The organism is Spartinivicinus marinus, assembly GCF_026309355.1.
Lineage (GTDB): Bacteria > Pseudomonadota > Gammaproteobacteria > Pseudomonadales > Zooshikellaceae > Spartinivicinus > Spartinivicinus marinus.
The window spans coordinates 1,771,560-1,798,081 of sequence record NZ_JAPJZK010000001.1; the positions used below are offsets into that span (position 1 = coordinate 1,771,560).

Below are 26,522 nucleotides of genomic sequence, written 5' to 3' on the forward strand. Positions count from 1 at the left end.
TGTCACCCCAGTCATTTAGTCTATCTAAACTAAATAACTGGGGTGAATATTGATTATTAAATTTGTCTCACAAATAGACATATAGATAGAATAAAAGTACTAAAAAAGAAAATTTGTGTAACAATATCAACTTTTTTTGAGCTTGGTGTTTTACCCGTTACTCTTTCTACTAAGTAAATAATGTATCCATCTCTATCTTCAATCCCCATTGATTTCCAGACTCTCTTTTGTAACTCAGTGACTAAGCACATTCCTGGCTTTTTCGCTACAATACCTACTCCAAACCATGAGAAAATAATTAAGCTACAAAGCACCAAATGATATAGCCTAGTTGCTACAAATAACCAACCAATCATTGAAAAAATAATAATGGCTATATGAATCGCATGTAAAACCCAATTATAAACTCTATTCATTTTATGGCCGCTTCAAAAGCTTCTGCATATTGATCTAAAATACCATTATCCTTTCCACAAAAATTTGGCAATTTGATCAAACGCTGATTTTCTAGAGCTGTTTTCGAAAAATTACTATTGATAACTCTTTCAATTTCACCACACCCTTCAGGATACCGACCTATTTCTTTATATTTACCTTCAGTAAAAAAGGGTTGTTCATGAAGTAATGGGTATCGAGGCCTTGATACCCGACACCCTAATGATTGTAATTTTTCTAATAAACCATCAGGCTCAGTCTCTCGATAACGAATGATAAATTCGAAGTATACTCGTTGAATATTGTTTGTCGGAATAAAACAGTCAAATCCTAACGCTTCTAGCTTTTCTGATAAATATAAGTGATTACGCTTACGTTGCTGATTGTTCTCTTTTAATTTCTTTAACTGATTAAGCCCGATTGCTGCTGATAATGGTGCAATCCGTGTTTTAATTCCAAAGCTAGTTGCTGCAAACCGGCGCTGTGCTGTTTCCAATTCAATAATCCGAGTAATATCTCCTAGGCTAATCGCTTTTTCATACAGATCATAGTTGTCTGTCAAAAACATCCCGCCCTCTCCTGCTGGTGCTAGCTTGTCACCCTGAAGACTAATAACTGAGACATCTCCTAATGCACCACATGCAATTCCATTCCAACTTGCACCATGAGCATGAGAAGCATCTTCAATGATCTTAAGATTATGTTGCTCTGCAACTGATTTTATTTCTTGCATTTTACAAGGCAGCCCCCAAAGATGCACCACAACAACAGCCTTTGTTCTTGGCCCAATTTTTTGCAACATATCATTTGGATCAATCCCTAGTGTTTCTGGTTCACTTTCACAGAAAACAGGAACTAAACCAAGCCAAATCATAGGCAATACTGAAGCCCAAAAAGTAGCCGTAGGTACTAATATTTCATCTCCCGGTTGTAATCCAAGGCTATAAAAAGCAGCCATCAAACCTGCAGTACCATTATTATGTGCCACTGCATAATTTCTACCTATATAGTTTTTATAACCACCTTCCAGGTCTTGTATAATCTTAGCCGTAGTAATATTCCCTCCACGTAAAACGTCTAAAACCGCATCTTCATCACTTTGATCAAGAATAGGCCAGCGAGTAATAGTTGTATGCTGTTTAGTGACAATTTTTTTCATGGTTTTCTCCTTAGGGCATCTTTATACAGAATCCAGTAATTTATCGTATTCTTGATGTATTTTATTTTTATAATTTGCCAACGCTGCTTTAGCATTATTTTTTTCAATAATTTTACTAATATGCTCAATATTGCCTAGGTTGGCATCAGCTACTCCCATGCCACCTCTATGGACCCACTGCGAAATATTGCTACGCCTTCTTAAAAAATCCTCTAGGGTTAGACAGTATTCATTGTCCATACTCCATTGTGGTGTTGGCGCTTGGTTTGCATCAAGACTATACTCATAATTTATTTCTTCTGGCTCTTGCCGAGTGGGTAGCCCTAGAGCCTTTACAACATATTGGTAAACCTCTTTACCCAATTGTTCGCAGGATGTAAGTTTTCCTCCATAAATACTTATATAAGAGCTCTCTTTCGCATGATAAACCATATGCTTTCTTGAAAGAGATAAAGGATAATGATTTCCCCGATAGCTTTTTTTAACCGCCAAAGGTCTAATACCACATCGTAAAGACACAATATCACCAGCATCATAATTCATTGATAGGTTCTGATTAGCTTGACCTAATAAAAACCGTACATCCTCTGTTGTTGCTTGGAACCCTCCGGACAAATCATCAATTGCTGTTTCTGTTGGCCCCCATAATGATACCGGCCCCCAAGGGTGAAATGTTTGACTATCTCCATGTTGCCCCATTTCAAACACCAAGCAGTCTTGGTGATTTTTGGGGCGCTTAAAAGCCAGGTATACCCCTTTACTGAAAACATGTTTATATGGGGATTGTATTGCTACTAAATCATCAATCTTTTCAGCCCAAACACCACCCGCATTAATTAGCAATTTACTTTTCACTTGAATATCATTGCCACTATGCTCATCAAATAGACTTAAGTACCAACATCCATCTTTTCTGCTAGCCCCCTGTAAACTACAATAATTTAGTGCACAGCAGTCTATACTGTGGTATCTGGCTATCCTATCAAGCACAAAGCGACTATCGGATAAATCTAAGCCAGCCTCTTCATAAACAAGTGATTCTTTAAAACGACTTTTATTAATAAAATTTTGCTCAGGAAAACATCCATCTGAGTAAGGGCGATTACGTCGAACAAGACTCATTAGCCAATATAAATACAGCCCTGAATGAACAAAATGTTTACTTCTTCCACCTTGCACAAGAGGTAAATATCTAAATCTTCTTATACCAACTCCAGTATTTATTCCACTTATCAACTCATCCCGTGACTTTGAAAATTTAATTACTGATCGAAAATCATAGTTTTTTAAATATAGAAGACCACCCCAAACCATCATTCCTGAAGCTTGGCTAGTACCACTTGCAAAATCGCCTTTATCAATAATCAGTACTCGATATCCTTTTCTAACTAACTGTTCATAAACTCCTGCACCACTGACACCACCTCCTACAATTACTACATCAAAAGTTTCTGCCATATTGTCTAAAGTTATTTTTCTCATTAAAACTACCGCAATTAATCAGTTCTAAAAAACTCAATCTCTAAATATCATTAACTTAGTCGGTACTTTAATGAGACATATCTCATTAAGCTACTAATAACTATGAAGTATTGAAATATAATACTTTAAGATACTCGCTAAATTAAGATCATTCAATTCAGTAAAGTGTATATAACTTAACCAATCAATAGATTACTCATCGACCATACCTGAACCAGGATAAAAAGCTTGATCTCCCTCTTGACAGATTACTCTTTAGGCTTTCATAATAAAAAATCAAGTTTTATTTGAATTTATCAAGTAAAAAGCTAACTACATACAGGTAGGCTTTATGGAAAAGATTGCTACAATCTCAAGACGCTGTCGGATACTTTTCACTATCCTTGGTGTTGCGGCTCTAGTTTGTACCCTTGGTATGTGGCTGTTCATGAGCCCTAATCTAGCGGCACTGTTAGGCGTATCAGAGCCAGTGACTATCACCCCTCTCACAAAAGTATTGGGGCTAGTTATCACTCTCATTCCACTAGGTATTATTTTCTACGGCTTGCGTCAGCTTATTATACTTTTTAAACACTATGAACGAGGAGAGATCTTTACATTATTAAATGCACTCATCCTGCGTAAAATTGGCTTTTTATTCTATGTGTGGATAGGTTGCCAAGTTGTATATTCAACACTATTTATTTTAGTTTTAACCTTTAAAAATCCACCTGGTCAAAAGATCCTTCAAATATCTGTCGGTTCAGATAGTATTTTACCTTTTGTTGTTGGTAGCATTATTATTTTGATTTCATGGGTATTAGTCGAAGCTCAGAAAGTTTCTGATGAACATGCATTAATTCCATAATTTCAGGTGAGTAAATAGAATGGAAGAAGTCAATATAAAGCTTGATGTAATGCTCGCCATGAGGAAAATGCGCTTAAAAACGCTAGCAGAACTAACAGGACTTTCAGAGCAAAACTTATCACTTATAAAAACGGGTAAAGCAAAAGGCATTCGTTTTTCAACCCTTTATTTAATTTGCAAACACCTCAACTGTCAACCAGGTGATTTGATAGAATGCAATTTTGAAGAAGCTGATGAAGATAATAATAAATAACTAAAGCGAAGTAAATTTATATGCGCCTTTAAAGAATAGTGTATATTCATTTTAGAAGTGAATATACCCATCATGAATCATTTTTAGGTGTAAAAATAAAGTGGTATATACTTACAACGCAAGGTATACACAAACTTGACGAGCAATCTGTCTAAATATACCTTCATTATTGGTATATTATTATCGCTTTGTATTCACTTTGTCATGTTATCTGGCTTTGCTAATTTAGGAGTCCGTTCCAAGTCAACCAACATACATTATAATCTCACCGCACATTTAACAATTGATATTTCATCTCATAACTCTTCTAAACAAAAAAAATACCAACCAGGTAACAACAGCTTGCTACCTAATAAGGAAAAAGTAGTCAGTAATCAACCTAATATCAAGAAACAACAAATTTTTAGAGGAACATCAATTGAACAGAAGGCGAACGCTGAAGTAAAAATACTGCCTGTTTCAAAAATACAACGCCATCCAACAAAAAATAAATCAATTATTAAACCCGTTAAGCGTCCAATAAAAGAACAGATAAAAAACAATCGTATTAATTATAACCAAATACATGACCAAACTATACAATTCGAGCAAACATGGGAAGCAGAAGACAACTCCAAACGAGAAGGTTTCACCGTTTTCTCTAAAAATTTAAGAAGTAAACTTACAGCACTTAAGAAAGAAAAAGAAAAAAACAAACAACTCACCAAAAGCCAACAATTTAATAAGGAAAATGAATACTTTGAGTATAATTCTATCGGGGAGTCAAAGATAGTACGTATCAACAGCAATTGTTTTGAAGTACCTCAAGATAACCCTTTTGAACTGATTCCAACAACATGGAGTTTAATAGGAAATTGCGCCAAACAGAAAGAGTTTACATTTAAAGCTAAAACGTTAGTGAGGGAGAATCAAGAAAGAAATGTACGATTAAATCGGAACAAACTCAAATAAGTATACCCCTTGAAAGGTATACTTATACTATGATGGCAATTTGGAGTCTGTAATTTAAATTATGTTACATATGTGAGACTAATACTGTTTCCATATTATTCACCAGGGGGGTATCTGTCGTTAAATTATTGCCAGAACCATCTGTTGACATTTGACTGGCTGTTTGAATTAACAAGTCAATATTCAACTGGTGATCGATACCAGTAGTATCCTGGATGATAACTTCTTCTGTTTTTAAGTCATTGGCATTAGCTAACACCACTGCCTGCTCTTCTAAAGCAGTATTAAAAAATGATAGTTTACCATCCTTATACAACACTTTTAGCTTTTGCCATTCAAGCCCTTGCCAGTTAATTCTTAGTCCATTACCTGCATTATGCGTTAGATGTACTATTGAGCTATTACCCTGAATAGATAGAATATTGCTACCAGCACCTAAATTAGCCTGAGTAATTTCATTATTCGTACCAACAATCAGCTTGTCATCACCATCCCCTGTACGAATTCTATGCATAGACTGATGATTACCAATTAATTCTCCACTCCCTTCAGCCCAAGAGTATTGGTTAGTATTAAGGTTTATTTGATAGTTTGTTTGCTCATGATGGCGTAAATCCAGTTCAGTTAACGATAAAACACCTTGCTTATTTAATACGCCATACTGGTGACCTAGTGCTTTATTGTTGTTATCATAAAAAGCAAATGATAATAATTTTTCTATATCCCGCTGGTAAACACCACCAAATACTAGTTGAGTTCCTTGATAACTTGCACTGATTTTTCCTGAGTTATTTTTTACACTAAATCCTTTAAAACCAGCATTTAGCTCTACTGTATCTCGTAGGTTATCTTTTGCTTTTTGTTGAATACCTTTTCTATTGGTTGAGTCATATGCTGTGAGTACTACTTGGTTTTGGTTACCACTAATAATATAAGTATCCTTACCAGCATCACCTGAAAGCAGTCCTCCATCAGCACCGGCAATTAAAATATCATTTCCATCACCACCGGATAATTGGTCATAACCAGCACCACCATCAATCACATTATCTAATTCATTACCAAATATAGTATCGTTTGCTTTAGAACCGATTACATTCAACAGCTTTTTCGATAGCAAACTAACCATGCTGAAAGGCGTTGATTCGCTGGCACTTAAAACGCGAATGCGACGTTTATCCAACTCAACTTTATGTACACCCGCATCAGGTGTTTTCAATACCATCGTATCAAATTCAACCTGATTGCCATTTTCTGTAGTGACATAAGCATTGCCAAGCAAGTCTCTAAACTGTAAGTGCTGATAAAGTTCAGATTTATAATAGTTATCTAACTTTAAGATATTCACTTGTTCAGGTTGACTATTTTCCAGCTGTTTTAAGATAGTTTTATAGTCATCTAAGTGCAACAAATCCCAATGAGAAGCACTATTATCTAACGCATTAGTTAATTCACTTAGTGGGTTTTTATTACCTCGCTGTAAGCCAAATTCTTGAGCTAGTGAGTCTAGCTTTTCACTGGTAAACTGATCTTTACTAGTAAATAGCTTTTTAGCTAAACGCAAGCTATTTAACCAGCCTCTGCATACCGATAACATTAAATTTTCACCATCACGGTAGCCAGATAAGTCACCAAAGTTAGTAATTAGTTGATCAACTGCAATTTCATCATTAGCATGCCTCATACTATAACGAATCGCTTCATCATCGGTTGCATCAGGGTTATCAGCTAAATACTCAAGCCTTGTTCGGTAAATTCTTAAGCCTGAATCTGAATAATTATTAATTGTGTCTAAGTCATCAGTAGTAAACCAGTCATCCGCAGTAACTGTATAACTATCAGCCCCTTCACTGCCTTCCAAATAATCGCTACCGGCACCACCCACTAAGTGATCATCGCCATATGAGCCATTTAATTTATCATCACCTTCCGAACCCTGTAAAAAATTTGAGTAACGATTGCCATAAATTTCATCATTCTTTTCACTACCAATAATATTTTCAACATTGTCAATTAAAAACGTATGCTCACGACCATCACGCATTTTAATCGTTGCTTTATTATTGAGATGTTCAGTGGGTTCTAAATTCACTTTCACTCCATTCTGACCATACATAGAACGGAATGACACTGTGTCAATCCCAGCCCCACCATCAATTCTAACCGTATCATTGACATCTAAATGGGGAAATGCATCCGGTGAACGAATCTCAAAGGTATCTGCTTTATTACCACCAAAATATCGACGACCAAAATTACCCTGGTTATGGCCAATCAAAAATATATTTCTTCGATTAGCGTCTCCTCTGGCCCAATCAAAACCTTTGCCTAGCTGAATTAAGGTAACACCATTTTCTTCATCATAACTATTCAGTTTTTTCACTTCAGCCGCTTTTGGCTCCTGACGAAACATCCAACCACTGTCGACTTCACCTGGATTTTTTCGTTGGTATTCTCTTAATTCTGCTGGAGTTAAATTGTAGTAATCATAACCTTCACTGACACCACCAATATTGCCATAAGCGGTAAATACTTTGGGTGAACTATAAACCAACTTATCTACACCTAGTTTAGCGTATGCTTCCAAGCGCTGTTGTTGGGCAGCTTCCCATTGGCGTGTACCGATGTTGGTTGCCGCTTTATTAGCAATTCGTGTTGGTACAGGAAAACCAAAGAATACCGCAGCTCCCGCCAGGTCTAAATCAGAACCACTAATACCTGCTTCTGACAGTTGTTGCCTAATTTTAACCGCATTATAAATACCTTGAGCAATTCCAATTGCCAGTCCAATAGCCGCACCAATGGGTCCAGCGGCGGCTGTCACTAATGATGCAATACCCGTTGCTACTGCAACGACTACCCCTGCGACAGCAAAAGAACCATTTATAATATGATCAACTTTTTCTGCATGTGTGGCTGCATTACCTGCCGCTTTAAAGCTATCGACTGCTGCCCAAATACCTAAACCAGCCCCTACAAAGTTTGTAGCCGCCCCTAGCTTACCTGCTACACTGGCTAATCGGCTCGACACAGCTTGCACACGAGTACTGTTGGCTAATACATCAAATGCAATATCTAAATTATCCGTTAAAGTATCAGCTAAACTTTGAACCCCTTGTTTAATTTCACCTTTAGCAAATGCATCAGCGGTCTGGTAAATATTCCCTGGTAAGCGACTTAAGCTCATCAGGGTGTTCACACCATTTAATGTCTTAGCTAATTTATTAAGACGAGTATTCGGCGCCTGTTGAGTACCAAACAAACGTTGTTGCCTGGCACTTAACTCATCTATTGCTTGGGTAGTTTTGCTTAAATTTCGATCCAGCTCTGTTAATAACGGTAATTGTTGGTCAAGTAAAACAACTGCTTCAGCACGTTGGCGCAGTATTTTAGCTTTATTGCTAGCATCTTGTGGTAGCAAGTCCGGTTGTGCATCTAACCAACGATGTATACGAGCTAATGCACTATGGGCATTATCCCCTGATAAACTATTGAGCCATCGGTCCACTTGGTTGGCATCTAACTGAGCTGAAGAATCTAACTGGTTAAGTGTAATTAACTGATCAACACCAAGCTTTTGGCCTTGCAGGGTTACCCCAGTTAACCACAGCTCAGCTCGACTGATTTGTTGATCACCTAATGTTAATAACCCTTTATCACGATCAGCTCTTACTAATAAATCAAGATCAGTGGTATAACCTCGGCTTAATTGTGTTAATTGTCGGTCAGTTAATTCATTATTTGCACCAATTGATGCCAGCTGCCAATGCTGTTGTTTTAACTTTAATTGATTTAAATGCTCTACAGTACTTTTTATAGAGTTTATTTCTAATACCTCACCACTCATTGGATCATAAAGGTTAATACCTGTTTCATCTCCAATGTGTATAGCAAATGACCGTTCACCTACTTGTAGTTGGATATTTTGAATACCTTGCGCTTTAGCCTGTTGTAATTTCTGTCTAAGTAACTTAGCGCCTTGACCACTGGCCATTGTATTTAAATCACTATTTGGCAAACCATTAACAAGCTCAGCAAAAGAGTTCGCTTGTAAATTAGCGGTATCGGGTTGTAGCCAACGTATATAACCTAACGCCAACTGATTTCGTGCATAACTTGTCGCAGCAGACACACCCTTTTGGTTGAGTAACTGAATAAAGCCTAAAATTAATTTATTATCTTCTACGCCTAGCGCTTTATTCAGTACCTGACTTTTTACTTCGGCAGCCGTTGGTTTTGGCAGTAGAGAACTTCCCTTTAAAACACGGTTGATATTATTAATTGCATCTCCACTAAGACTTTTTAGCCTTTCTAGAGGCGCCTCAGCCCATGATCTTTCTCCAGTATAAGTCAAGCTTTTCCAGTTGCTCTGATGCGCAGCCCACCATGGTATTAATTGCTCAGAAAGAAATTGATTAAGAATATTCTTTGCATCAGAAAATGCCCGTTCACTATCAGGATGATCACTCACCCGCTTCATAGCTTGGTTAAAGTCTGATTCAAGCTTTTCAGCTTTTGAGCGGGCTTCATCAGTTTTAGCAATATCTTTCAGTTCATTCAGCCAGTGCTGGGCTTCTTTAAATGCTGCAGATTGGTGGTCCTCAGATACACCAACAGAAGCACCTAAATTGCGAAATAAGTCTTTGAGGCCACCGTTATGTTTATCAAGAAATTCTAGCCACTCTCCTTTTAATTCTTTATTTCTAGCAAACCGGTTATGCCGCGTCATTACATAACTAAGGGTATTAGCATGAATCTTCTCACCCAATACTCGAGTATCGGAATAAGAAGCCCCTAGTTTAAAGCCAATATTGCCTCCAACGCCGACAGGAAAACTTGAGCCCCCGTTCAGTGAAGCCGATTTAGTAAATAAATAGCGGGTGAGCTGATGATGGTATTGATTATCACCATAAGCCTGTTGATAAGCTGGTTTAAAAAAACGATCTACACGGCGCAGCGCTCCTGAACCTGAGAGCTCTATATTATTTTGGAAAAAGTTATTTACTTCTCCTTTGAAAGTATCAGCATCTATTAGCCCTGGATAATTATCCACCAACTTAGCAGTCACTGTATCCATCAGGCCAGTAATATCGCCAACGCTACCATTACCCTGCAGTTTTAACTCAATATCAATGTAATCACCTTCACGCAATCTACTTGGATGCACACGATTACGCTTTAATACTGTTATTTCAGCTGAAACAGGCCCCACTGCAACAGTAAAAGATGCCTTGGTATCTGCAATACTGAGCCTGATTAACTGCCTAAATGAAGCTATATCTTCTAATTGTTGACGAGAATGCTTAATAGGTGGTGCTTCAAGCTGTAATGCCAGCTTTTCCATTATCTCCGTGATAGCCTTAGTTTCTGCGTCAGAAGAAGCTGCTTGCCAGGCTTCATGACCAAATAATGCAAATGAAGCATACATGGCGCTTAACAGCTCATGTCGACCATTAACTCCCCACTTCCTTTCAAGATTGTGCTTCACTTGTTGTTGGCTTTGATCTCCCCCATCATACTTTTGTACTGCCGTAATATAGTCTGAGAAATCTTGATTCAGACTAGCTATTGAAGCAACAGCTCTTTCATATACTGGTTTTGTTGCGCTGTCTTGATTCAATAAATTATGCCCATGTGCCAATAAATTAGCTGGTAATTCTTTAATACGCTCAGCATTCTCTTTAACAACTCGCCAAAAATGGGTAGGCACAAACTCATAGATTTCTGTTTGGGTTTTCGATATTTTAAATCCAGCTGATGCAGATAAATTAGTATCTGCGATACCAACTGCTGCAGAACCATCCACACTACCTGAATTGCTATTAATATAACCGCGCAAAGTTTCAGGTAACTGCGGCGGTGCAGCTGTCACCTTAGCATTAATGCCTAACTGACTTGCGAGCAGTTCATTTAATTGATGTTGGTTATTAACCGCTTTCTGTAGCTGTTTATGGTATAGCTTTAATTCTGAGCCTGCATTACCAGGGGTATGATTGGATAAAAATCGAGAAACAGCTCGCCAAGAAAATTTGCGTGCAGCTTGTTTTACCTCATAGTCACTGCGTTTTAATGTGGTTAAGTTATGCGCTTCCATATTCACATAAGCTTTTACATTATTATACTCTTCAAAAGTCAATCTAGAATGGGAGCCCTTTAACCTCGCACCCAACTTAGCAATACCAACTTTAAGCCCAGCATTTAGACCACCTGCCAGTGTTTTTATTTTAGTACGAAAAAACAATCCTTCATCATCAGCATCTAGGATATCTTGGTATTCGCCACCCACACTCCCTTGCAGATCAGCACCATAAATGTTTGCACCACCTTTAACCTCTACTTTAATAGACTTTACTTTTGACGCTCCAACGTCACCTAGTGGTTTTAACTCATCATAAATTTTACTTTCGATATCAGTTCGAGCACGAGACAACCAATCAGCAAACACATGATCTGCAAGCAAATTAGTTAATTTTTTAAGCTGTTGATTATCAGTATATTTAGCAATGTAAGCTAACTGTTTTGAAATTCTAGCGGTTTCAGCGATAGATAATATACTGCTTTCACCATCCGCTCTAAGCCGATTATCAACTGTGACTTTAACTTGCTCTAAGGTATCAATAGCACGTTCATAACCTCGCTCCGCCTTAGTTTTTTCTTCACTATTAGATGATGCTGTTTGTAATAAGGTTCGTAATTGGCCAGATAAACTAGTAAGAATTGTATTTAAATCACTTGCAGACGTTTGATGTTTTTGATTGCTTAAACTCAAAGCAACATCAGCAACAGTATTGTCAGTAGAATTAGATGTCATTGAAAATACTCATTTTATTCAGGCGAAGAATGTACAGAGGCACCAAACATATCCTATGCTTTAAACTCATTTACAAAGGATATATGCAATAAAACTAATTTTATTAATAGCCTATTCTTAGAGAGGCATGAGGTCATTCAAGCCGAACAAAAAACGATCAAACTCATCAATACTCACTACGGTACGAATAGTAAACAATGTTAAGACTCCAGTCATTATAGTTATATTTTTATACCCTCTATGTAGAGTATAAAAAGTAAGGTCTGAAGCTAGTGTAATGTATTTTACAAAAAACTTTTTTTTACATTTGGCCGAAAAAATTTAGATTTTATATTAATGTGATGCAATTAAAACAAAATTTTGACGACATACACCTGATTACTTACAAATTCTTTACAATTTGATCTTTTATTGATTTAAATTAGCACAAAATAATTAAGAAAATAATAATTTAAGGCTCTATATGGATTCCTGGGGGAGTTATACTAATAACTCCACTAAGTCATTAAGCAAACTTTTCCCACGACGTCTTACGTTATATACGAACTCAAATAATGCTAAATAATAAGGCAATTTTTCCTGAGATATTCCACGATGAGGTCTTAGCCATGATCGTAATAGAGACCAGCAGCCTTCTATTGTATTAACGTGTACCTCATAAAAGCCATCACCATCTTCATCTCGAGCGTACTCGCCTTTTCCATGACAAACAGTCTTATGCTGGTAGCCCCAACTTTTTAGCCGTGAATAGATATTATACTCATCAGTATGCATGAGCGTATCTGGACTAACAAACTGCTTAATTACGGGCTCTATGGTTTTTTGTTTGACATTATCTAACATCCGTATAATCACTTGCCCACCTCGTTGAACAAGTCCAAAGATAGGCGGCTTTTCTTTTTCTAATGTGCCTCGTCCACGAGCACCTCTTAATCGATTTCTTCGACCTTTACGGCCTTTTTTTAACTGCCTCAGGATTACCCTTGTGGCCGGCCACTACATAGACCTCATCAGCCTCTACTTCACCACTGAGTACAGCCATTGGAAGCCTAGAAAAAATACTTTCTCGTAGCTGGTTTGTCATCTTTTGAGCATCGTCTTTATTGATATCAAGTTCTTGAGCAATTTGACGATTGGATAGATTTAATCCCATAAAATAAAGACATAATATCCAGACTTTAACTGGCTGGTGATGTCCAGAAAAAACGGTGAGTGTTAGGTCATCAAAGGTACGACAACATGCCTTGCAGAGATAACGCTTCCTGGCTTTTTGTTTCTGGTGATAGCCTTTGCTTTCAACCTGCTGGGACTGGCAATGGGGGCAACTGACGCCATTGGGCCAACGAGTCTGACGAATGAACTGATAACACTGATTGTCGTTTACTAGCTGCTTAATATTGATCATTTTTTGTATATTATCTAATGACAGCCTTCCAATGAGGTCAAATAATACCACATTTGTGGTATTGTGCTCTACCCCCTAGGAATCCATATAGAGCCTAATTTAATATTAAGGGCACCACCACCACCACTAATAATTATTATTATTATTGATAAATGTATATATAAAATGGGATTACAATTTTATTAATATAGTACTACCTTATTTTTATATCTGTATAAGTACTAACCAATCAATCCGCATACGTTATATGGGAAGGGCATAATTATTCATACTATGATCTAGAGGCTTATTCGTTAAGAAGAACCTGATATTTCTATGTATATACAATAAACGTAAATAGTATAAAAGAAGGTAAAATATTAAATATTCAACTATACATTCTATTAATATACATTAATCTCGTGGATAAACTGACAATGCAGTTAAGTATTAAGAATTTTGTCTTAATGTTAGCCCTACTGCAAATAGCATTTTTTACACAAGCACGCAAGCTAATTATAGTGGGTATTCCTGCCCCACCGATGAGGTATCTTGACACAAATAAACAACCTAAAGGGTTTGATATCGATGTACTCGACCATATTTTGAATAAATTAGGCCACAAATATGTTGTCGTATTAATAGATTCATCTCCAAGAGTTGAAATAATGTGGAAAAAAGGTGATATGGATATACTGATGACTTACTCATATAAAAAAGAACGAGTAAAATATCTTATATATCCCAAAGAATCACATGTAACAGTTGCATGGAATTTTTTTATCAGAAAGGAAGATGAAGGAAAAATAAGATTCGAAAACTATAGTGACCTGAAAAAATGGCGTGTGGGAGCCTCATCAGGAAAATCTTATACTAAAGAATTTTGGGAAGCTAGTAAATCATATCCTTTTATACAAATCATTCCTAGAGATAATCTACAATTAAATAAACTAATCAACAAGCGAGTAGATATAGTGCCATTAGAAACAATTTCAGCATTATACAAAGCCCACCAAAAAGGCATTTCAGAAAAAATTACATACCTAAAGAAACCATTAAAAATAAAACCCTATTATAACCTTTTCGTTAAAGCTTCTACTTATCCTTCATTAAATAAACTTGTCAAAAAATACGATGAGGAACTATTCAAGATGAAACAAGATAACACTCTAAAAAAATTAAAACATAAGTACTACTTTGCAGAATAGCTAAAGTCTTAATAACAATACTATGGAATTGAGTTCAAATAACGCTGTATTATGGATTGATACTCAGGCAAATTTCTAATGATAGTAAGTTCATCCCAAATTTTCTCAGACAATTCAGGATATTCTTGATAGAACTGATAAGAAATCAACATGTAGTAGTTTTGTGAAACCAGAGCAGGTTTCAACTGAATAACATGTTTAAACTCCTTAGGGAATCTATTTAAAAAATACGTTGCAGGGTATTCCTGAGCAGCCACTGCAGAAAGTTTACCTTGAATCAGTTTCCTTAAATCTACTTCAGTCCCCCTGCTTTCTTCAACTTTCCTGCTTCCCCACTGCTTTAATTTATCCACAATTGAGTACCCTAAGGGAGCACCCACAGGTTTAGTTAAATTAGTTATACGCTGAGTTTTAGAATTCCAACTCACCTTACTCTCTTTTAGCGTATAAAGGTAATAGCTGATTTTTGTGATATAGCGGCTGCGGTCAAGTTTATCTCCTCTCATAGGATAACGCCCATACTGAAATCTCTCCACCTTAAAGCTAGCCTTAAAAAGGAGGTCTATTCTCCCTCTTTGTAGTGATTTCAAACTTCGCTTCCAAGGCTCGGCTATAAACTGAACTTTTAGTCCAAGACGTGCAGCCATCATGCTCGTCATATCAATAAGTATGCCAGGGCTAGTGCTATTAAGTTCATTAACCGTATAGTTGTAAGGAAAGCTTGCCCTATCTTCTAAACCAACCAACAGTAAACGGTCTAGTTGTTTAGAGAAAACCAGTATAGGAAAAAGGAATAGAAATAGCAGCAGTTTGCTCATTGGCCCTATGCAGTTAATGCAACATGACTATTTTGATTGCTTTCTAGAACATCCAGCTACAACCGTTAGGGCTTGTATTGTTAAATGACGCTTTTTGAGCATATCCAAACAACCTCCTCAGGACCTATTTCTAACGTGCTCTCTTCTGAATATAGAGCATGGGTAGGTGTATGCATAGTGAAGCTTGCATAAATAAATATAAATTACTCTTAAGCCCACTTTAAATTAATTACGCATAATTACCTGACATCTAAAACAACTTCTAAATATTTTTAATATTATTTATTAGCTCGACTACAACATCGCGACTTACAAACACGAGATCTCTACTTAGAAATAGACAGTAAGGCACGTGGTTTAATTGGTTTATTAGCTGAAGCGCTAGACTTGGATGAAAGTAAAAAGCTTATATGGAAGTCACTGACCAAAATAACCCTTCGCTGTGAGTCTATACCGTTTTTTCTTTACACCTAAAAATGATTCGCAAGTGGTATAGCTGATGAAGTCAGATTTCTATTTGTAAGTAATCACCACAAAATCGAGTATTTCCTTTCCCATAATAGCTCCACTATATCTCAGTGTTATCCGTGCATTCTAGTTTGTATATTAGTGATAGTTTTATTATCCTTCCCCACCTAAAACACTATTTTAAAGCGAGTTATCTTACTCACAAGGATTGAAATGATTAAACAACTATTCACTATCATTATATGTTCAACAATTTTATTGACGCCCACCCAATTAATAACAGCTGCTACGATTGCACCATTTATTGAACCTTTAACTACAACAAAATGGGGACAAGGATCACCATATAACAAAGCAACACCATTGCTAGGAGGCCAGCAAACCTACCCTGGCTGTGCTGCCATTGCTGTTGCACAAATAGTAAAGTTTCATCGTAACCCCCAACAAGGCCAAGGAAAGGTATCTTATTGGTGGGATCTTGGCTCCCAGTATTTATCTGTCGATTTTTCCAGTTACACTTTTAATTTTAATCAAATGCCTAACACTTTAACTGGTGCATCCCGTGCAGAAAAGTCCAATCTGACTGATTTTATCTATCGGATAGGTGTTGGCCTACATGCAGAGTTTGGAACAGAGGAAGGGACCGAAGCGTCAGGTAAAATAATCGAAAATTTACTACGTTATAATCTTAACTATGGTAAGTCTCGTCGCAGTATGTACAGTGTAAGTAAATCAGCCGGCGACTGGGTTATGTATTCCGATACTGAGTGGCTAAATATGATAAAGGTAGAGCTTAATAAGGGGCGACCTGTATTATATATGGCACAGAGTCAAGACGGGACAGGCCATGTATTCATCATTGATGGTTATAACCAAAATGATGAAGTTCATGTAAACTGGGGATGGTCTGGTACTTACAATGGTTATTACCAATTAAATGAGATGAACCCAGACCCTAACTATCCCAATGAAAAGTGGATTGTAAACCCAACTATGTTTATAGGATTAGAACCTAAAGAAACTCAGGCACACCCGTCACTAGACGTAGAACTTAAGTCAGGGTGACTATTACATTGGCATACAAGGCTATGCAAAAAGCTCTCAATATAAATTAAAGATTACTTACTAATGAAAGACTCTTTGTTGATACAAGGGATTATGTTGCCACACTATATCAGAAGGTAGGTGCAACTGCTGACTATTTGGCCTGCTAGGTTTATTGTCAAACTCCATACCAACAGCCTGCTTAAATAGTCTATTTGCGCTATCATTGGCAGGCTTAAGGTTAATTAAGCGCCCCTGCAATACATGTCCTATATGACTAATCTGATTGACTACAGTTGTCCCTAAACTTTTCAGATTAGTTTTTAGACGATCTGCCAATGAACTGCCATCTTTATATTGCTCAGTAATCCAGTTGCTTTGGTGGTTTTCCCACCAGGGTGCTACCTGATCAGATAAAAATTGACAAAACTTCTCTTTAGCCAAATCAAAGTTTTCTTGCGAATCAGGATGATCAAATACTTGCTTCATCGCACTATTAAAATCATCCCTAAGCTGTAGAGCAGCTTTTTTTCCGTTTTCATTTTTAGCAACTGTAGCCAGCTCTGTCAGCCAATGCTGAGCCTCCTTAAATACAGGAGTTTGTTTTTCTTCAGCGAGACCAACAGAAGCACCGATATTACAAAATAAATCTTTGATAGCACCATTATTCGCTTTAAGAAAGTCCTGCCAATCACCATTTAATTCTTTATTTCGAAAATAACGGTTGTGTCGTGTTATTACATAACTTAAAGCATTATCTGCAACCTTCTCACCTAGCACACGGGTATCGTAATGAGCAACGCTTATCTTACCACCCACTTCAGCACCAGCTGCAACAGGCATGCTCCCACCAACACCGGCAGAAACAGACTTACTAAATAAGAAGCGAGTAAACTGTTGTTGATATTGCGGTTGCATATCTTTAATTGATTGCTGATACTCCGGTTTAAAGAAACGCACCATCATTCGCAAAGCACCAGTACCTGCAATATCTGCATTATTCTGCAAGAAATTGCTAACATCCCCTTTAAATGTTTCTGGGTCTACCAGACCAGGGTAATCATTGGCCAGCTTAGATGTAATTGTGTCCATCAGGCCCGTCACATTACCCACACTGGCTGTACCTTCTATTTTTAATTCAAGGTCTATGTAGTCCCCCTGCCGCATGCGACTGGGATGAACACGGTGCCGCTTTAAAATAGAGGTTTCAATAGCAACTGGCCCAGCAGATACATTAAATGTTGCTTTTGTGTCCGCAATACTTAAACGAATTAATTGTTTAAATGAAGCAATATCTTCCAGTTTTTGTCGAGAATGCTCTATTGGAGGAGACTCCAACTGATAAGCAATTTGCTCCATTTTTGCAGTGGCTTGTTGTAATTCATCTTCTAAAGCAGATGATTTTTTCAGTTCAGCACCAAATAATGCAAATGCTCCATGCATTGCTCTTAACAACTCGTGCCTTCCATTAGCTCCCCAACGAGATTCAATTTGATGCTTCTCATCACGTAAACTTTTATCACCAGCATCATATTTTTGGACGGTTGTAATATAGCTGTTAAACTCCGTCTCAAGTTTATGTAAAGCACCTAATGCTTTGTTATAAGAATCTAATCCTGATCCCTCTTGATTAAGCAATTCTTTTCCATATTTTACCAATGGCTCAGGTAGTTCATTAATCCGATCAGCATTCGTTTGGATTACCCGCCAGAAATGGCTTGGTACAAACTCATAAATCTCTGTTTGCTCTTTAGCTAGTTTTATCCCAGCAGCTGCAGAAAAGTTTGTTGAAGGAATCCCCACTGAGGCAGCCCCATCTACGCTGCCAGCATATTTATTGATATAGCCTCTCAATGTTTCAGGCTGTTGTGGTGGTGTTGCTACAACTTTTGCAGATATACCCAACTCTTTGTCTAGCAACTCATTGAGTTTATGTTGGTTATTAACCACCTTCTGTAGTTGCTTTTGGTATAATTTTAACTCTGAACCAACATGGCCAGGCAAGTGATTGGAAATAAAACGACCAATCGTACGCCAGGAAAAAGTTTTTGCAGCTTGTTTCAGTTCATAGTCACTACGATTTAAGCTGGTTAAATTATGTGCTTCCATATGCACATAAGATTTCACATTATTATATTCTTCAAAAGTTAAGCGAGAATATGCTCCATTAAGCCCTCCGCCTGCTTTTGCTGCCCCAAAATTGGCTCCTCCATGTATGCCAGCCCCCACCGTACCGACTTTGGTGCGAAAGAATAAACCTTCATCATCTGCATCAAGAATATCTTGATACTCAACGCCAGCACTTCCTTTTAATTTAGCTCCATATACATTGCCACCACCTTTTACTTCAACACGTAGCGACTTAACTTTAGATGCTCCCACATCACCAATTGGCTTTAGCTGTTCATATAAGTTTGTCTCAATATCAGTTCGTGCTTGAGACAGCCAATCAGCAAATAACTGATCAGCCAACAAACCTGTCAGCTCTTTAAGTTGAGGGTTGTCGAATTGTTTGGCTACTTTGGTAAGTTGTTTTGAAAGGGCTGCTACTTCACCAATTGACAGCAAGTTATCGCCACCATTTCTTTCTAACCTGGCATCAACTGTTGTCTGAATACTTTTCAGAGTATTTTGCACTGTTTCAAGCTTGCTTGACTTAACATTAGTCAAAGCCCGACTACTCAGTTTTTCGACTACCTGACTCATATCAGAGGCTAAGGTTTGGTGCTTGTCATTACTTAACTGAACTGAAACGTTTGTAGACCCCATTGGCACTCCAGACAGACTATCTAGTCAAGTGTTAGATAAGTAATGCAATGCAGACAAAGTATGTCTATTTTTTACTCACTCACTTGTATTTTTATTGAAAGAATAAAGTCAGTCTAAACCATTTCGGTAAATACTTATTTTTATAATTAGTCGAAAAATTTTAATTTTTGGAAAAAAGTGACTCAATTAACATTAAAAATAGTCAGACATTTTGGCAATTTTATTTAAACTTATCAAAAATGTCCCAACATACTACTATACACAAGCGGTTCTTTAAGAAGCAGGCATTAATTAAGAAAACAATAATATTCTAATAAAAGATAAACTTTAGCCTATCAATGTAAATACAATTATTGAGAATAAATCTTATTTACAAATAATCTTCATCAGTTTTAGCTAAGACCATCCACTAGAGCCCATCAACTAGAAGTCAGCTTTAAAAAAACTACACGATAAAAGCAGCGCTTAAAAATCATTCACAACTGATATACATAGCGCCAATTGGTTTAGGAGATAACAATATCTTCATAAAATCTCAATAGCAGTTATGGTATGGTAGTTTTTTAGGTTTATTCAATGCATACTATTTACAAATGCATCAGCTTACTATAACTGTTTTCAGTGAAAATCACTGTTATTCTGCAAGAGATTATGAGTTTCTAAGAAGGTTAGAGATAGAAACCAGCAATCATTACAACATTTATTTAACTAGTTTATCATTTTGTAGTAAAGATTCAGACCAAGTGAGCTTTGACTGGTTTAGTATTGTAGTTAATCAAATTACACTTCACTCACAGCTATTCTCAAATATGAAAAAAATGTGTACCCCTTACTTAGCTGTTTATTTACAAAATCGACTAGCCAAACCACTCAAACTAAGCAATGGTATAAAAGTATTCCGATTACTTCCTTGGGCTTCAACCGATGAAATTAATCAGACTTTAGACGAATTATCAAATTAACCACCCCATACAGACCAAAAACTCGCAAAGGCAACCCATTGTGCTACTTTGATAACTATTATGGTTGATACAATAAATAGGTAATTCTGCTATGGATGCTGCTCTCGCTGGTTTTGGCTTCGGCATGATCATTGTCATGCTGCTGATAATGTTGTCAGTATTATTGCAATGGTAGGATTGATCTTCTTATTTGGCATACTTGGCTTTGCTACTGCTTAGTTAATCCTATACCCTCGACTATATTCTCTACAAAGCTTGAATTATCTGCTTTGTTGGTTAGTATTGCCCCTTTATATTTTGTATGGGCAGCTTCTTTTTTACCGCGATTATTACTCCCCAGCCCAGCAAACCAATAGCAACCATTTGAATAATATGAAACAAGCCATTATGGTCAAATGGTACTATTACCACTAACGATAAACTACTTTGTTGCACTAGGGCTGCTACAATATTGACAACCACAGCCAAACTAATGATACCAGCGCCAGCCAATTGTTTACGAAAGGCTAACGTTGTATATATAATTAATACCCCAACCATTACAAGCACTTGATAGACCATAAATACGATAAAACCTTTATCTAAAAAAAGCGTGAGAAGGAAAAAGCCTGCTCCTAAACCTACTGCTATAGGCAAAAGTTTTATTGCCGTCCTCGCCCCCCAAAAATCGTATACACCACCCAAACCAGTCAGAGCAACCGCTAAACCCAGTGAAAAATTAATCGGTTTCCAAAATAACTGACGAGTAGCTGTTGAAAGCTCAAAAGTATGCACTACAGCACCAAATAAAGCGGCGATTGAAATAAAACCCAATACAAAACACCACAACGATACTTTCCAACGGTCTAATCTCACTTCCTTGTATAACTGAATAATCACAAATATAATAAAAATAGCCAGAATAAAATCCGTAACACCTGTCGTTATTTCAGTAAGCTTATTATTAAATTCCATATAATATTTACTTCTTTCAGAAAATTTTTGGTGGATCTATTACATTGGATACCAAAGAGGTTATTTAATGAGGGCTAAGCAGCTACTGCATGCTTAGCGATAGCAACCTCAAGCATTAATATAAATGCTAGCAGGGCCAAAAGTACGGGGCTAACACAGCTATCACTGAAAAAGTGCATTTTTAGATGTGCTCAAAGGTTTGTATCGGTAACGCCCTGTGACCTCATAAACAAACAACATATCCTCCAGTACCGGACCAGAGCCAATATTATGAACTACCAAAGGACGCTTACCATCAGCAGATTTTTGATTAGAAATAATACCTATGTGAGGCAAATTACCAGGTAACGTCCAGGTTACCAACTCTCCAGGCTTATAGTCAGCGCCTTCTTCTGTCACTGGTAATTTTTCACCATGCCTGGTAAAAAATGCTCTTAAATTTGGTACTCGACGGTGGTCAATATTTTTGTCTGGCCTTGTCAGCCCCCAAATTCGTTTAGATGGGTATTCACTAAATTGCTTTTTTATATCTAGGTGCAAAGCTTGCTGCAAGTCGATATCAAGTTTTCGATAGCTCCTGATAACTACGTCGGTACAAACACCAATATTTTCAGGCACATCACCATTAGGGTAGTCAATAACATAATAAGAACCATCGTAGGTTACATCATATTTTGTACGCTCTTCGGCAGCAGTAGCTAATGACTTATAAAAATCATCGGCAATCACATGAACAGAAAATAGCAAGAGTAATAGTAAACATCTCTTCACTAAACTAACCATATATAAGCACCATCTTAAAAATACTCATTCATCTTCATTTACTGTTTAACTACTTACTTCTGTTAGTCAGGATATCGAAAAGTAATATCGCAAACAACAATAGAGTACACTGATCAAGAAACAGCCCGTTCGTAATCACTCAAGATCTAAGGGTAGGCATATATGTCCAGTGCGAAGGGTTTTTAGATGAGGTCATCAAGTGACGAAACCCCTTGAACCTCTATTAATAGGTGATTGGGGTAAGAGACGAAGATAACGAAGCCAAACCAATTTGACTGGATCAGATTAGAACAGCTTTAGCTGGCCGAAGGTAAATGCCAGGAAGGCATTTAAAATTCGTGATATATCAGAAAAATGACCTATATAGAAAAAGAACCACCTGCTACAAATTACAACAATTGTTTTCAGATTTGGAAGCTTTAGATAGTGTAAGGTATCAGAATGACTAATGCCGATATACAGTTTTTACTTCTTAAAACAATTTAAAAACCCCTTGTTTTATTAAACAAGAGGTTAAAGTAAACAGTTTTAAAATGTTCTTGGTGTATCTTCAGGAGGACAGCGCATAATCAATGTTTCCATACATTCTGCAATACTCTCAACTGATTGAGTTCGAACTTCTTCTCTCACTCCAGGGATCGCAACTCTACATGCACCAGTTCCATTGTCTGGGTTTATAGTTGCTCCAACAAAACTATCTCCAAATACAACTCTTACTGTGTTTCCATCCTCGCTTAATCTACTAGTACATACCTCTGGCAGGCCTTCTTCAAGGTGACAACAAGGACACTCAGGTGGTTCTGGTTCATGATTATCTAAACAAGGCATGTCAGGATCATTTTCAGTTTTTTTCTTATTGTAATTACTCAAAAGTTGCTCCATTGAGTTTTTATTAGAATCTGGACCTAAGTCCTGCGCCTCACAATAGGCATTACATAGTCCAAATAGACCAGGGGTAGCATCTTTTAAGACGTCACAAACCGTTTCTTCAGCAGGAGTCATTCCGTCAGGGGTTTTTGCATGAGTATTTACACTCACAACCGAAAACACCACAGAAAATACCGCCGTATACCATAAACTTCTCATATTTACTCCTCATGACGGGTATAGTAAGCAATAGTGCCCTTTATAAAAGAGCAGATTTTAGGCCAGTAAGGAGAAATTATTCATGATATTTTTTATTACTTTTTATAGAAAATATATTTAACTAATACAACTACAACTTAGGACGAATCAGTTATCACCCACTTATCGCTTGTTTTATATAGAATAAAGCATCTTTTTCTTTAATATCTTTTATCTCGTATATTTTTAAATGCCTTCTTCTTTTACCTTTACCTTCTAAATGTCGCGATGGATCTGAAAAGTCAGCACCTTTACTAAATTCAATGGAAATGTGCTGCTTATATGGGAAAACACCACCTACCAATGAACTTGATTTAACAAAAACCAGCCCGCCATATTTAATCTCTTCAGTCAAATCCTGGCTTGTATTATTAAACAGCCCTTTAATTGACTTAATTATATCCAACTGTTCAGAAGAAACTAACCCTATATCATTAAGAAAGTCTCTAACCTGCTGATTTTCTGATACTTTCATGACTTAACCTTACTTTTAAGATACACAATTCAAATGAGAGCATGATATACCTCTGCTAGACTACTAACAAACCTTCAACAGTATTTACTATTACGACATACTTCCTTCTCTATTCAAGCTCTACTCTTGAATTGGGCTTATTAACTTTCTTGCTCATATGTCTTGCTTACAAGACATATGAGCAAGCTTACGAGCCTCTCAATAACAACTACTATTATGAATAGTTAGTGTAAAAATTGGCCTCAAGAACAATGAAAACGATATTAGCTATTGCCACGGCTTTAATATCAATTACGCTAGCCCTACCAGGCGCTAGTAGCAATCAAACACCCAAACACCAAATACACAAACTATTAGTGGTTGACTCCCAAAAGGCAGAATTATATAGAATTCTGCGTGAGTCAATGATAGAAGAGCTATCCAAATTAGGCTATATAGAGCATAAAAATCTTGAAATGAGTTACTACTCATTAGCTCATTATGAAGGCAGAGCTTTCCATATTTGGAAAACACATAAAGACCAAGGATATAAAATAATTTTTGTCAATGGCACCATTGCTACACGAGCTTTCAAGCAGCTTGTTTTTAATAAGCCTTTTGTCAATGTTGTATTTGGTAATATCACTGACCCTGTTGGTGAAGGCGTAATTGATGATTTTACAAGTCCTCCAAAGGCAAATTTCACCGGGGTAAGCTATCCAGTCAAAGTAGATGACCGATTTAGATTTATTAGAAAAATCATGCCAACAGCAAAAATATTTGCAATTATTTATGCCGACATGCCTCAAGCACATAGTTATAAGAGATGGGTTGAAAACATGTTGAATTTACAAGAATTTAAAGACATAAACGTCATATTTAGAAAAGTCAAATTCGTTAAAAGTGAAGGAGGCCATAAGCGTATGGCCTCCTTTGCTAAAGAGCATATTCTAGAATTAAATGGCATAGTTGATGCATTTATTTCTTCTAATGATATGATGGGCGGACAAAAACCGTTTGCTGAAATAGTTTATAAACATGCCACCAAACCACTGATTGGCCTAGGTAGAAGTGATGTAATGGACTCATGGGGGGCAACCGCTTCTATTTACCCATCCCTGGTTTGGGGCGGCAAAAAAGCTGCAAGCATGATTAAACGTTTATTCGAAGGTGAGTCAATCAAAAATATCATCCCTGCTTGGCCTGCTACAGGCATTGCAATCGACTTAGTAAAAGCAAAAAAATTCGGCTTAACTATTCCTCATGAAATTATAGAAGAAGCTGGTGATAGTATTGTGGACACCTCTAAAAATTGACTTCATGGTATACTACAGATAGTGGTATTCATAAATAGCGAGCTTAAAAGTCAATGTTACAGTCTGGCTTCTTTGATTTAGATAATCGATATCATAAGCTAAATGAGCGAGATCTGCGTGTCCCCTCGGCTAAGGCGTGTGGCATTTAATTTTTTGCAATTTACACGCTTGCCAAGGGGACATGTATTATTATCAGTTTTGCTCCCTAGGGCTTCCTGAGGTCACTGTTATCAGCTAGGCTTTTAGATATTTTAATTCTTTAGGTATGTGTTCAGAAAACTAAAAATTTCATCTAAATTTTTTGAGTCATTGAATTCAACCCCGCCATGTTTAGCGCCTGGAATGGGCTTAAATGTCACCTTACTAGGGCCAATAACTTCCCTTAATTTTTTAGCAAAATTTTCTGATTGTTGAATAGGAATGATTGCATCATTAGTTCCGTGTTGTATCCAGAAGGGAGGGTCATCATGAGAAATATAGGTTTCTGGATTTGCTGCTTTGATCAGTTCGGGTACTTCTGTAATTGGTTTTCCAATCATCTGTGATTCAAAAGAATCGGGAGTACTATGCTGTTGACCGGCAATGCCACTATCCATAAACTGCTTATCCATACTAAGAAAATCAATTGGACCAAACCAATCTATTACAGCATGTACATTAGTAGTTTGATCTGGATTACCCATGCTTAAGTCTTCTAATTCTGTTACACCTGATGAAGTTCCTACCAGTGCTGCCAGATATCCACCTGCTGATCCTCCCCAAACCGCAATCTTTTTTGGGTTGAGATTAAATTTCTCTGCTTTTGCCTTTACCCAACGAATTGCAGCTTTAACATCATGAATTGCCGCCGGCCAGGTAGCTTCGCCACTAAGACGGTAATTAATTGAGATAACTGCATAGCCGCGTTTTAAGCCTTTTAACATAGGTGTAAGCTGATCATCCGCTTTATCACCAAATTTGAAAGCACCTCCATGAATTGAGAGGATTATTGGGAAAGGTCCTTTACCTATTTCAGGTAAGTAAATGTCTAACTTTTGAGTAGGAGATTGATTTGCATAAGCTAGGTCAAGCCACTTAGTCTTAACCCAGCTTGTATCAGCTTTTTCTATTTTTTGAGCTTGTACTGCTCCGGATAAGAGTAGTATGCTTCCCAGAATGATTTTATAAAGATAGTGAGGTTGCACTTTTTTCCCTTTGCAATTTTTTTAAATATTAAGTTTGAATTTATAACACTACTAGAGTAATTGCAATATACAAAGAATGGGCAAACGAGTAAAAACACTTTCTCGCAATTGACTT

The 26,522-nt window shown here is 37.0% G+C and carries 20 protein-coding genes; 7 read left to right on the plus strand and 13 right to left on the minus strand.

All coding sequences use genetic code 11. The features are described from left to right. Positions 1–56: 56 nt before the first annotated feature. Genes OQE68_RS08100 through OQE68_RS08110 form a run of 3 tightly spaced genes read right to left on the minus strand, consistent with a single transcriptional unit; the run spans position 57 to position 3,076 of the window. Positions 57–416: a DUF2784 family protein gene (locus tag OQE68_RS08100; protein WP_180570713.1), complete on the minus strand. Its 360-nt coding sequence runs from the start codon at positions 414–416 to the stop codon at positions 57–59. Next, complete coding sequence (locus OQE68_RS08105; protein WP_180570714.1) at positions 413–1,594, minus strand: DegT/DnrJ/EryC1/StrS family aminotransferase; 1,182 nt, start codon at positions 1,592–1,594, stop codon at positions 413–415. Before OQE68_RS08105 ends, OQE68_RS08100 begins: the two co-directional genes overlap by 4 nt. Positions 1,595–1,615: 21 nt before the next feature. Continuing rightward, entirely contained in the window at positions 1,616–3,076 is a 1,461-nt protein-coding gene (locus tag OQE68_RS08110; RefSeq protein ID WP_180570715.1) for an FAD-dependent oxidoreductase, read from the minus strand. 331 nt (positions 3,077–3,407) lie between these two features. Here OQE68_RS08110 and OQE68_RS08115 point away from each other — a divergent pair, with 331 nt between their 5' ends. The 3 genes from OQE68_RS08115 to OQE68_RS08125 all read left to right on the plus strand — a co-directional run bounded on the left by OQE68_RS08115 (position 3,408) and on the right by OQE68_RS08125 (position 5,127). After that, positions 3,408–3,923: a DUF2975 domain-containing protein gene (locus OQE68_RS08115; RefSeq protein ID WP_180570716.1), complete on the plus strand. Its 516-nt coding sequence runs from the start codon at positions 3,408–3,410 to the stop codon at positions 3,921–3,923. Positions 3,924–3,942: 19 nt separating this feature from the next. Continuing rightward, entirely contained in the window at positions 3,943–4,176 is a 234-nt protein-coding gene (locus OQE68_RS08120; protein ID WP_180570717.1) for a helix-turn-helix domain-containing protein, read from the plus strand. Positions 4,177–4,311: 135 nt separating this feature from the next. Next, positions 4,312–5,127, plus strand: coding sequence for a hypothetical protein (locus OQE68_RS08125; RefSeq protein ID WP_180570718.1), 816 nt, complete (start codon positions 4,312–4,314; stop codon positions 5,125–5,127). Positions 5,128–5,191: 64 nt separating this feature from the next. On the opposite strand, the gene OQE68_RS08130 is transcribed toward OQE68_RS08125, so the two are convergent. The 3 genes from OQE68_RS08130 to OQE68_RS08140 form a co-directional block, all read right to left on the minus strand. Further along, complete coding sequence (locus OQE68_RS08130) at positions 5,192–11,938, minus strand: calcium-binding protein (protein ID WP_180570719.1); 6,747 nt, start codon at positions 11,936–11,938, stop codon at positions 5,192–5,194. 480 nt (positions 11,939–12,418) lie between these two features. Further along, positions 12,419–12,916 carry an IS1595 family transposase gene (locus OQE68_RS08135; protein WP_353620496.1) on the minus strand — a complete coding sequence of 166 codons (498 nt, stop codon included), beginning with the start codon at positions 12,914–12,916 and terminating at the stop codon, positions 12,419–12,421. Continuing rightward, the gene (locus tag OQE68_RS08140) at positions 12,888–13,343 is read right to left on the minus strand and encodes a transposase (protein WP_266195569.1); all 456 of its coding nucleotides are present in this window, start codon (positions 13,341–13,343) and stop codon (positions 12,888–12,890) included. The genes OQE68_RS08135 and OQE68_RS08140 overlap by 29 nt, the downstream gene beginning before the upstream one ends. Positions 13,344–13,759: 416 nt before the next feature. Here OQE68_RS08140 and OQE68_RS08145 point away from each other — a divergent pair, with 416 nt between their 5' ends. Next, the gene (locus OQE68_RS08145; protein ID WP_180569416.1) at positions 13,760–14,530 is read left to right on the plus strand and encodes a substrate-binding periplasmic protein; all 771 of its coding nucleotides are present in this window, start codon (positions 13,760–13,762) and stop codon (positions 14,528–14,530) included. A gap of 20 nt (positions 14,531–14,550) precedes the next feature. On the opposite strand, the gene OQE68_RS08150 is transcribed toward OQE68_RS08145, so the two are convergent. Next, positions 14,551–15,276 carry a substrate-binding periplasmic protein gene (locus OQE68_RS08150; RefSeq protein ID WP_180569415.1) on the minus strand — a complete coding sequence of 242 codons (726 nt, stop codon included), beginning with the start codon at positions 15,274–15,276 and terminating at the stop codon, positions 14,551–14,553. 753 nt (positions 15,277–16,029) lie between these two features. Between OQE68_RS08150 and OQE68_RS08155 the strand changes: the two genes are divergently transcribed. After that, positions 16,030–16,881 (plus strand): C10 family peptidase, encoded by an 852-nt coding sequence (locus OQE68_RS08155; RefSeq protein WP_180569414.1) that lies wholly within the window; start codon positions 16,030–16,032, stop codon positions 16,879–16,881. Positions 16,882–16,941: 60 nt separating this feature from the next. On the opposite strand, the gene OQE68_RS08160 is transcribed toward OQE68_RS08155, so the two are convergent. After that, a complete protein-coding gene (locus OQE68_RS08160) occupies positions 16,942–19,629 on the minus strand; it encodes a hypothetical protein (RefSeq protein WP_180569413.1) in 2,688 nt (895 codons plus the stop codon). Between the two features lie 809 nt (positions 19,630–20,438). Here OQE68_RS08160 and OQE68_RS08165 point away from each other — a divergent pair. Further along, the gene (locus OQE68_RS08165) at positions 20,439–20,591 is read left to right on the plus strand and encodes a hypothetical protein (RefSeq protein ID WP_180569412.1); all 153 of its coding nucleotides are present in this window, start codon (positions 20,439–20,441) and stop codon (positions 20,589–20,591) included. 276 nt (positions 20,592–20,867) lie between these two features. Here OQE68_RS08165 and OQE68_RS08170 read toward each other — a convergent pair whose 3' ends face one another. The 4 genes from OQE68_RS08170 to OQE68_RS08185 all read right to left on the minus strand — a co-directional run bounded on the left by OQE68_RS08170 (position 20,868) and on the right by OQE68_RS08185 (position 23,928). Continuing rightward, complete coding sequence (locus OQE68_RS08170) at positions 20,868–21,545, minus strand: DUF6962 family protein (protein ID WP_180569411.1); 678 nt, start codon at positions 21,543–21,545, stop codon at positions 20,868–20,870. 162 nt (positions 21,546–21,707) lie between these two features. Further along, entirely contained in the window at positions 21,708–22,328 is a 621-nt protein-coding gene (locus tag OQE68_RS08175; protein WP_180569410.1) for a DUF1287 domain-containing protein, read from the minus strand. Positions 22,329–22,856: 528 nt separating this feature from the next. After that, on the minus strand, positions 22,857–23,414 hold the full coding sequence (locus tag OQE68_RS08180; RefSeq protein ID WP_180569409.1) for a hypothetical protein: 558 nt from the start codon (positions 23,412–23,414) through the stop codon (positions 22,857–22,859). A 154-nt stretch (positions 23,415–23,568) separates the two neighbouring features. Then, a complete protein-coding gene (locus OQE68_RS08185; RefSeq protein WP_180569408.1) occupies positions 23,569–23,928 on the minus strand; it encodes a DUF1801 domain-containing protein in 360 nt (119 codons plus the stop codon). A 404-nt stretch (positions 23,929–24,332) separates the two neighbouring features. On the opposite strand from OQE68_RS08185, the gene OQE68_RS08190 reads away from it, so the two are divergent. After that, complete coding sequence (locus tag OQE68_RS08190) at positions 24,333–25,223, plus strand: ABC transporter substrate-binding protein (RefSeq protein WP_180569407.1); 891 nt, start codon at positions 24,333–24,335, stop codon at positions 25,221–25,223. A 251-nt stretch (positions 25,224–25,474) separates the two neighbouring features. Here the strand turns inward: OQE68_RS08190 and OQE68_RS08195 are convergent, their stop codons facing one another. After that, on the minus strand, positions 25,475–26,407 hold the full coding sequence (locus OQE68_RS08195) for an alpha/beta hydrolase fold domain-containing protein (protein ID WP_219340080.1): 933 nt from the start codon (positions 26,405–26,407) through the stop codon (positions 25,475–25,477). Positions 26,408–26,522 lie beyond the last annotated feature (115 nt).

Bases quoted from the DNA above. Each gene is read 5' to 3' on its own strand.
- OQE68_RS08100 (WP_180570713.1), bottom strand. From the start codon at position 416: ATGAATAGAGTTTATAATTGGGTTTTACATGCGATTCATATAGCCATT.
- OQE68_RS08105 (WP_180570714.1), bottom strand. From the start codon at position 1,594: ATGAAAAAAATTGTCACTAAACAGCATACAACTATTACTCGCTGGCCT.
- OQE68_RS08110 (WP_180570715.1), bottom strand. From the start codon at position 3,076: ATGAGAAAAATAACTTTAGACAATATGGCAGAAACTTTTGATGTAGTA.
- OQE68_RS08115 (WP_180570716.1), top strand. From the start codon at position 3,408: ATGGAAAAGATTGCTACAATCTCAAGACGCTGTCGGATACTTTTCACT.
- OQE68_RS08120 (WP_180570717.1), top strand. From the start codon at position 3,943: ATGGAAGAAGTCAATATAAAGCTTGATGTAATGCTCGCCATGAGGAAA.
- OQE68_RS08130 (WP_180570719.1), bottom strand. From the start codon at position 11,938: ATGACATCTAATTCTACTGACAATACTGTTGCTGATGTTGCTTTGAGT.
- OQE68_RS08140 (WP_266195569.1), bottom strand. From the start codon at position 13,343: ATGATCAATATTAAGCAGCTAGTAAACGACAATCAGTGTTATCAGTTC.
- OQE68_RS08145 (WP_180569416.1), top strand. From the start codon at position 13,760: ATGCAGTTAAGTATTAAGAATTTTGTCTTAATGTTAGCCCTACTGCAA.
- OQE68_RS08155 (WP_180569414.1), top strand. From the start codon at position 16,030: ATGATTAAACAACTATTCACTATCATTATATGTTCAACAATTTTATTG.
- OQE68_RS08160 (WP_180569413.1), bottom strand. From the start codon at position 19,629: ATGGGGTCTACAAACGTTTCAGTTCAGTTAAGTAATGACAAGCACCAA.
- OQE68_RS08165 (WP_180569412.1), top strand. From the start codon at position 20,439: ATGAAAAAAATGTGTACCCCTTACTTAGCTGTTTATTTACAAAATCGA.
- OQE68_RS08170 (WP_180569411.1), bottom strand. From the start codon at position 21,545: ATGGAATTTAATAATAAGCTTACTGAAATAACGACAGGTGTTACGGAT.
- OQE68_RS08175 (WP_180569410.1), bottom strand. From the start codon at position 22,328: ATGGTTAGTTTAGTGAAGAGATGTTTACTATTACTCTTGCTATTTTCT.
- OQE68_RS08180 (WP_180569409.1), bottom strand. From the start codon at position 23,414: ATGAGAAGTTTATGGTATACGGCGGTATTTTCTGTGGTGTTTTCGGTT.
- OQE68_RS08185 (WP_180569408.1), bottom strand. From the start codon at position 23,928: ATGAAAGTATCAGAAAATCAGCAGGTTAGAGACTTTCTTAATGATATA.
- OQE68_RS08190 (WP_180569407.1), top strand. From the start codon at position 24,333: ATGATAGAAGAGCTATCCAAATTAGGCTATATAGAGCATAAAAATCTT.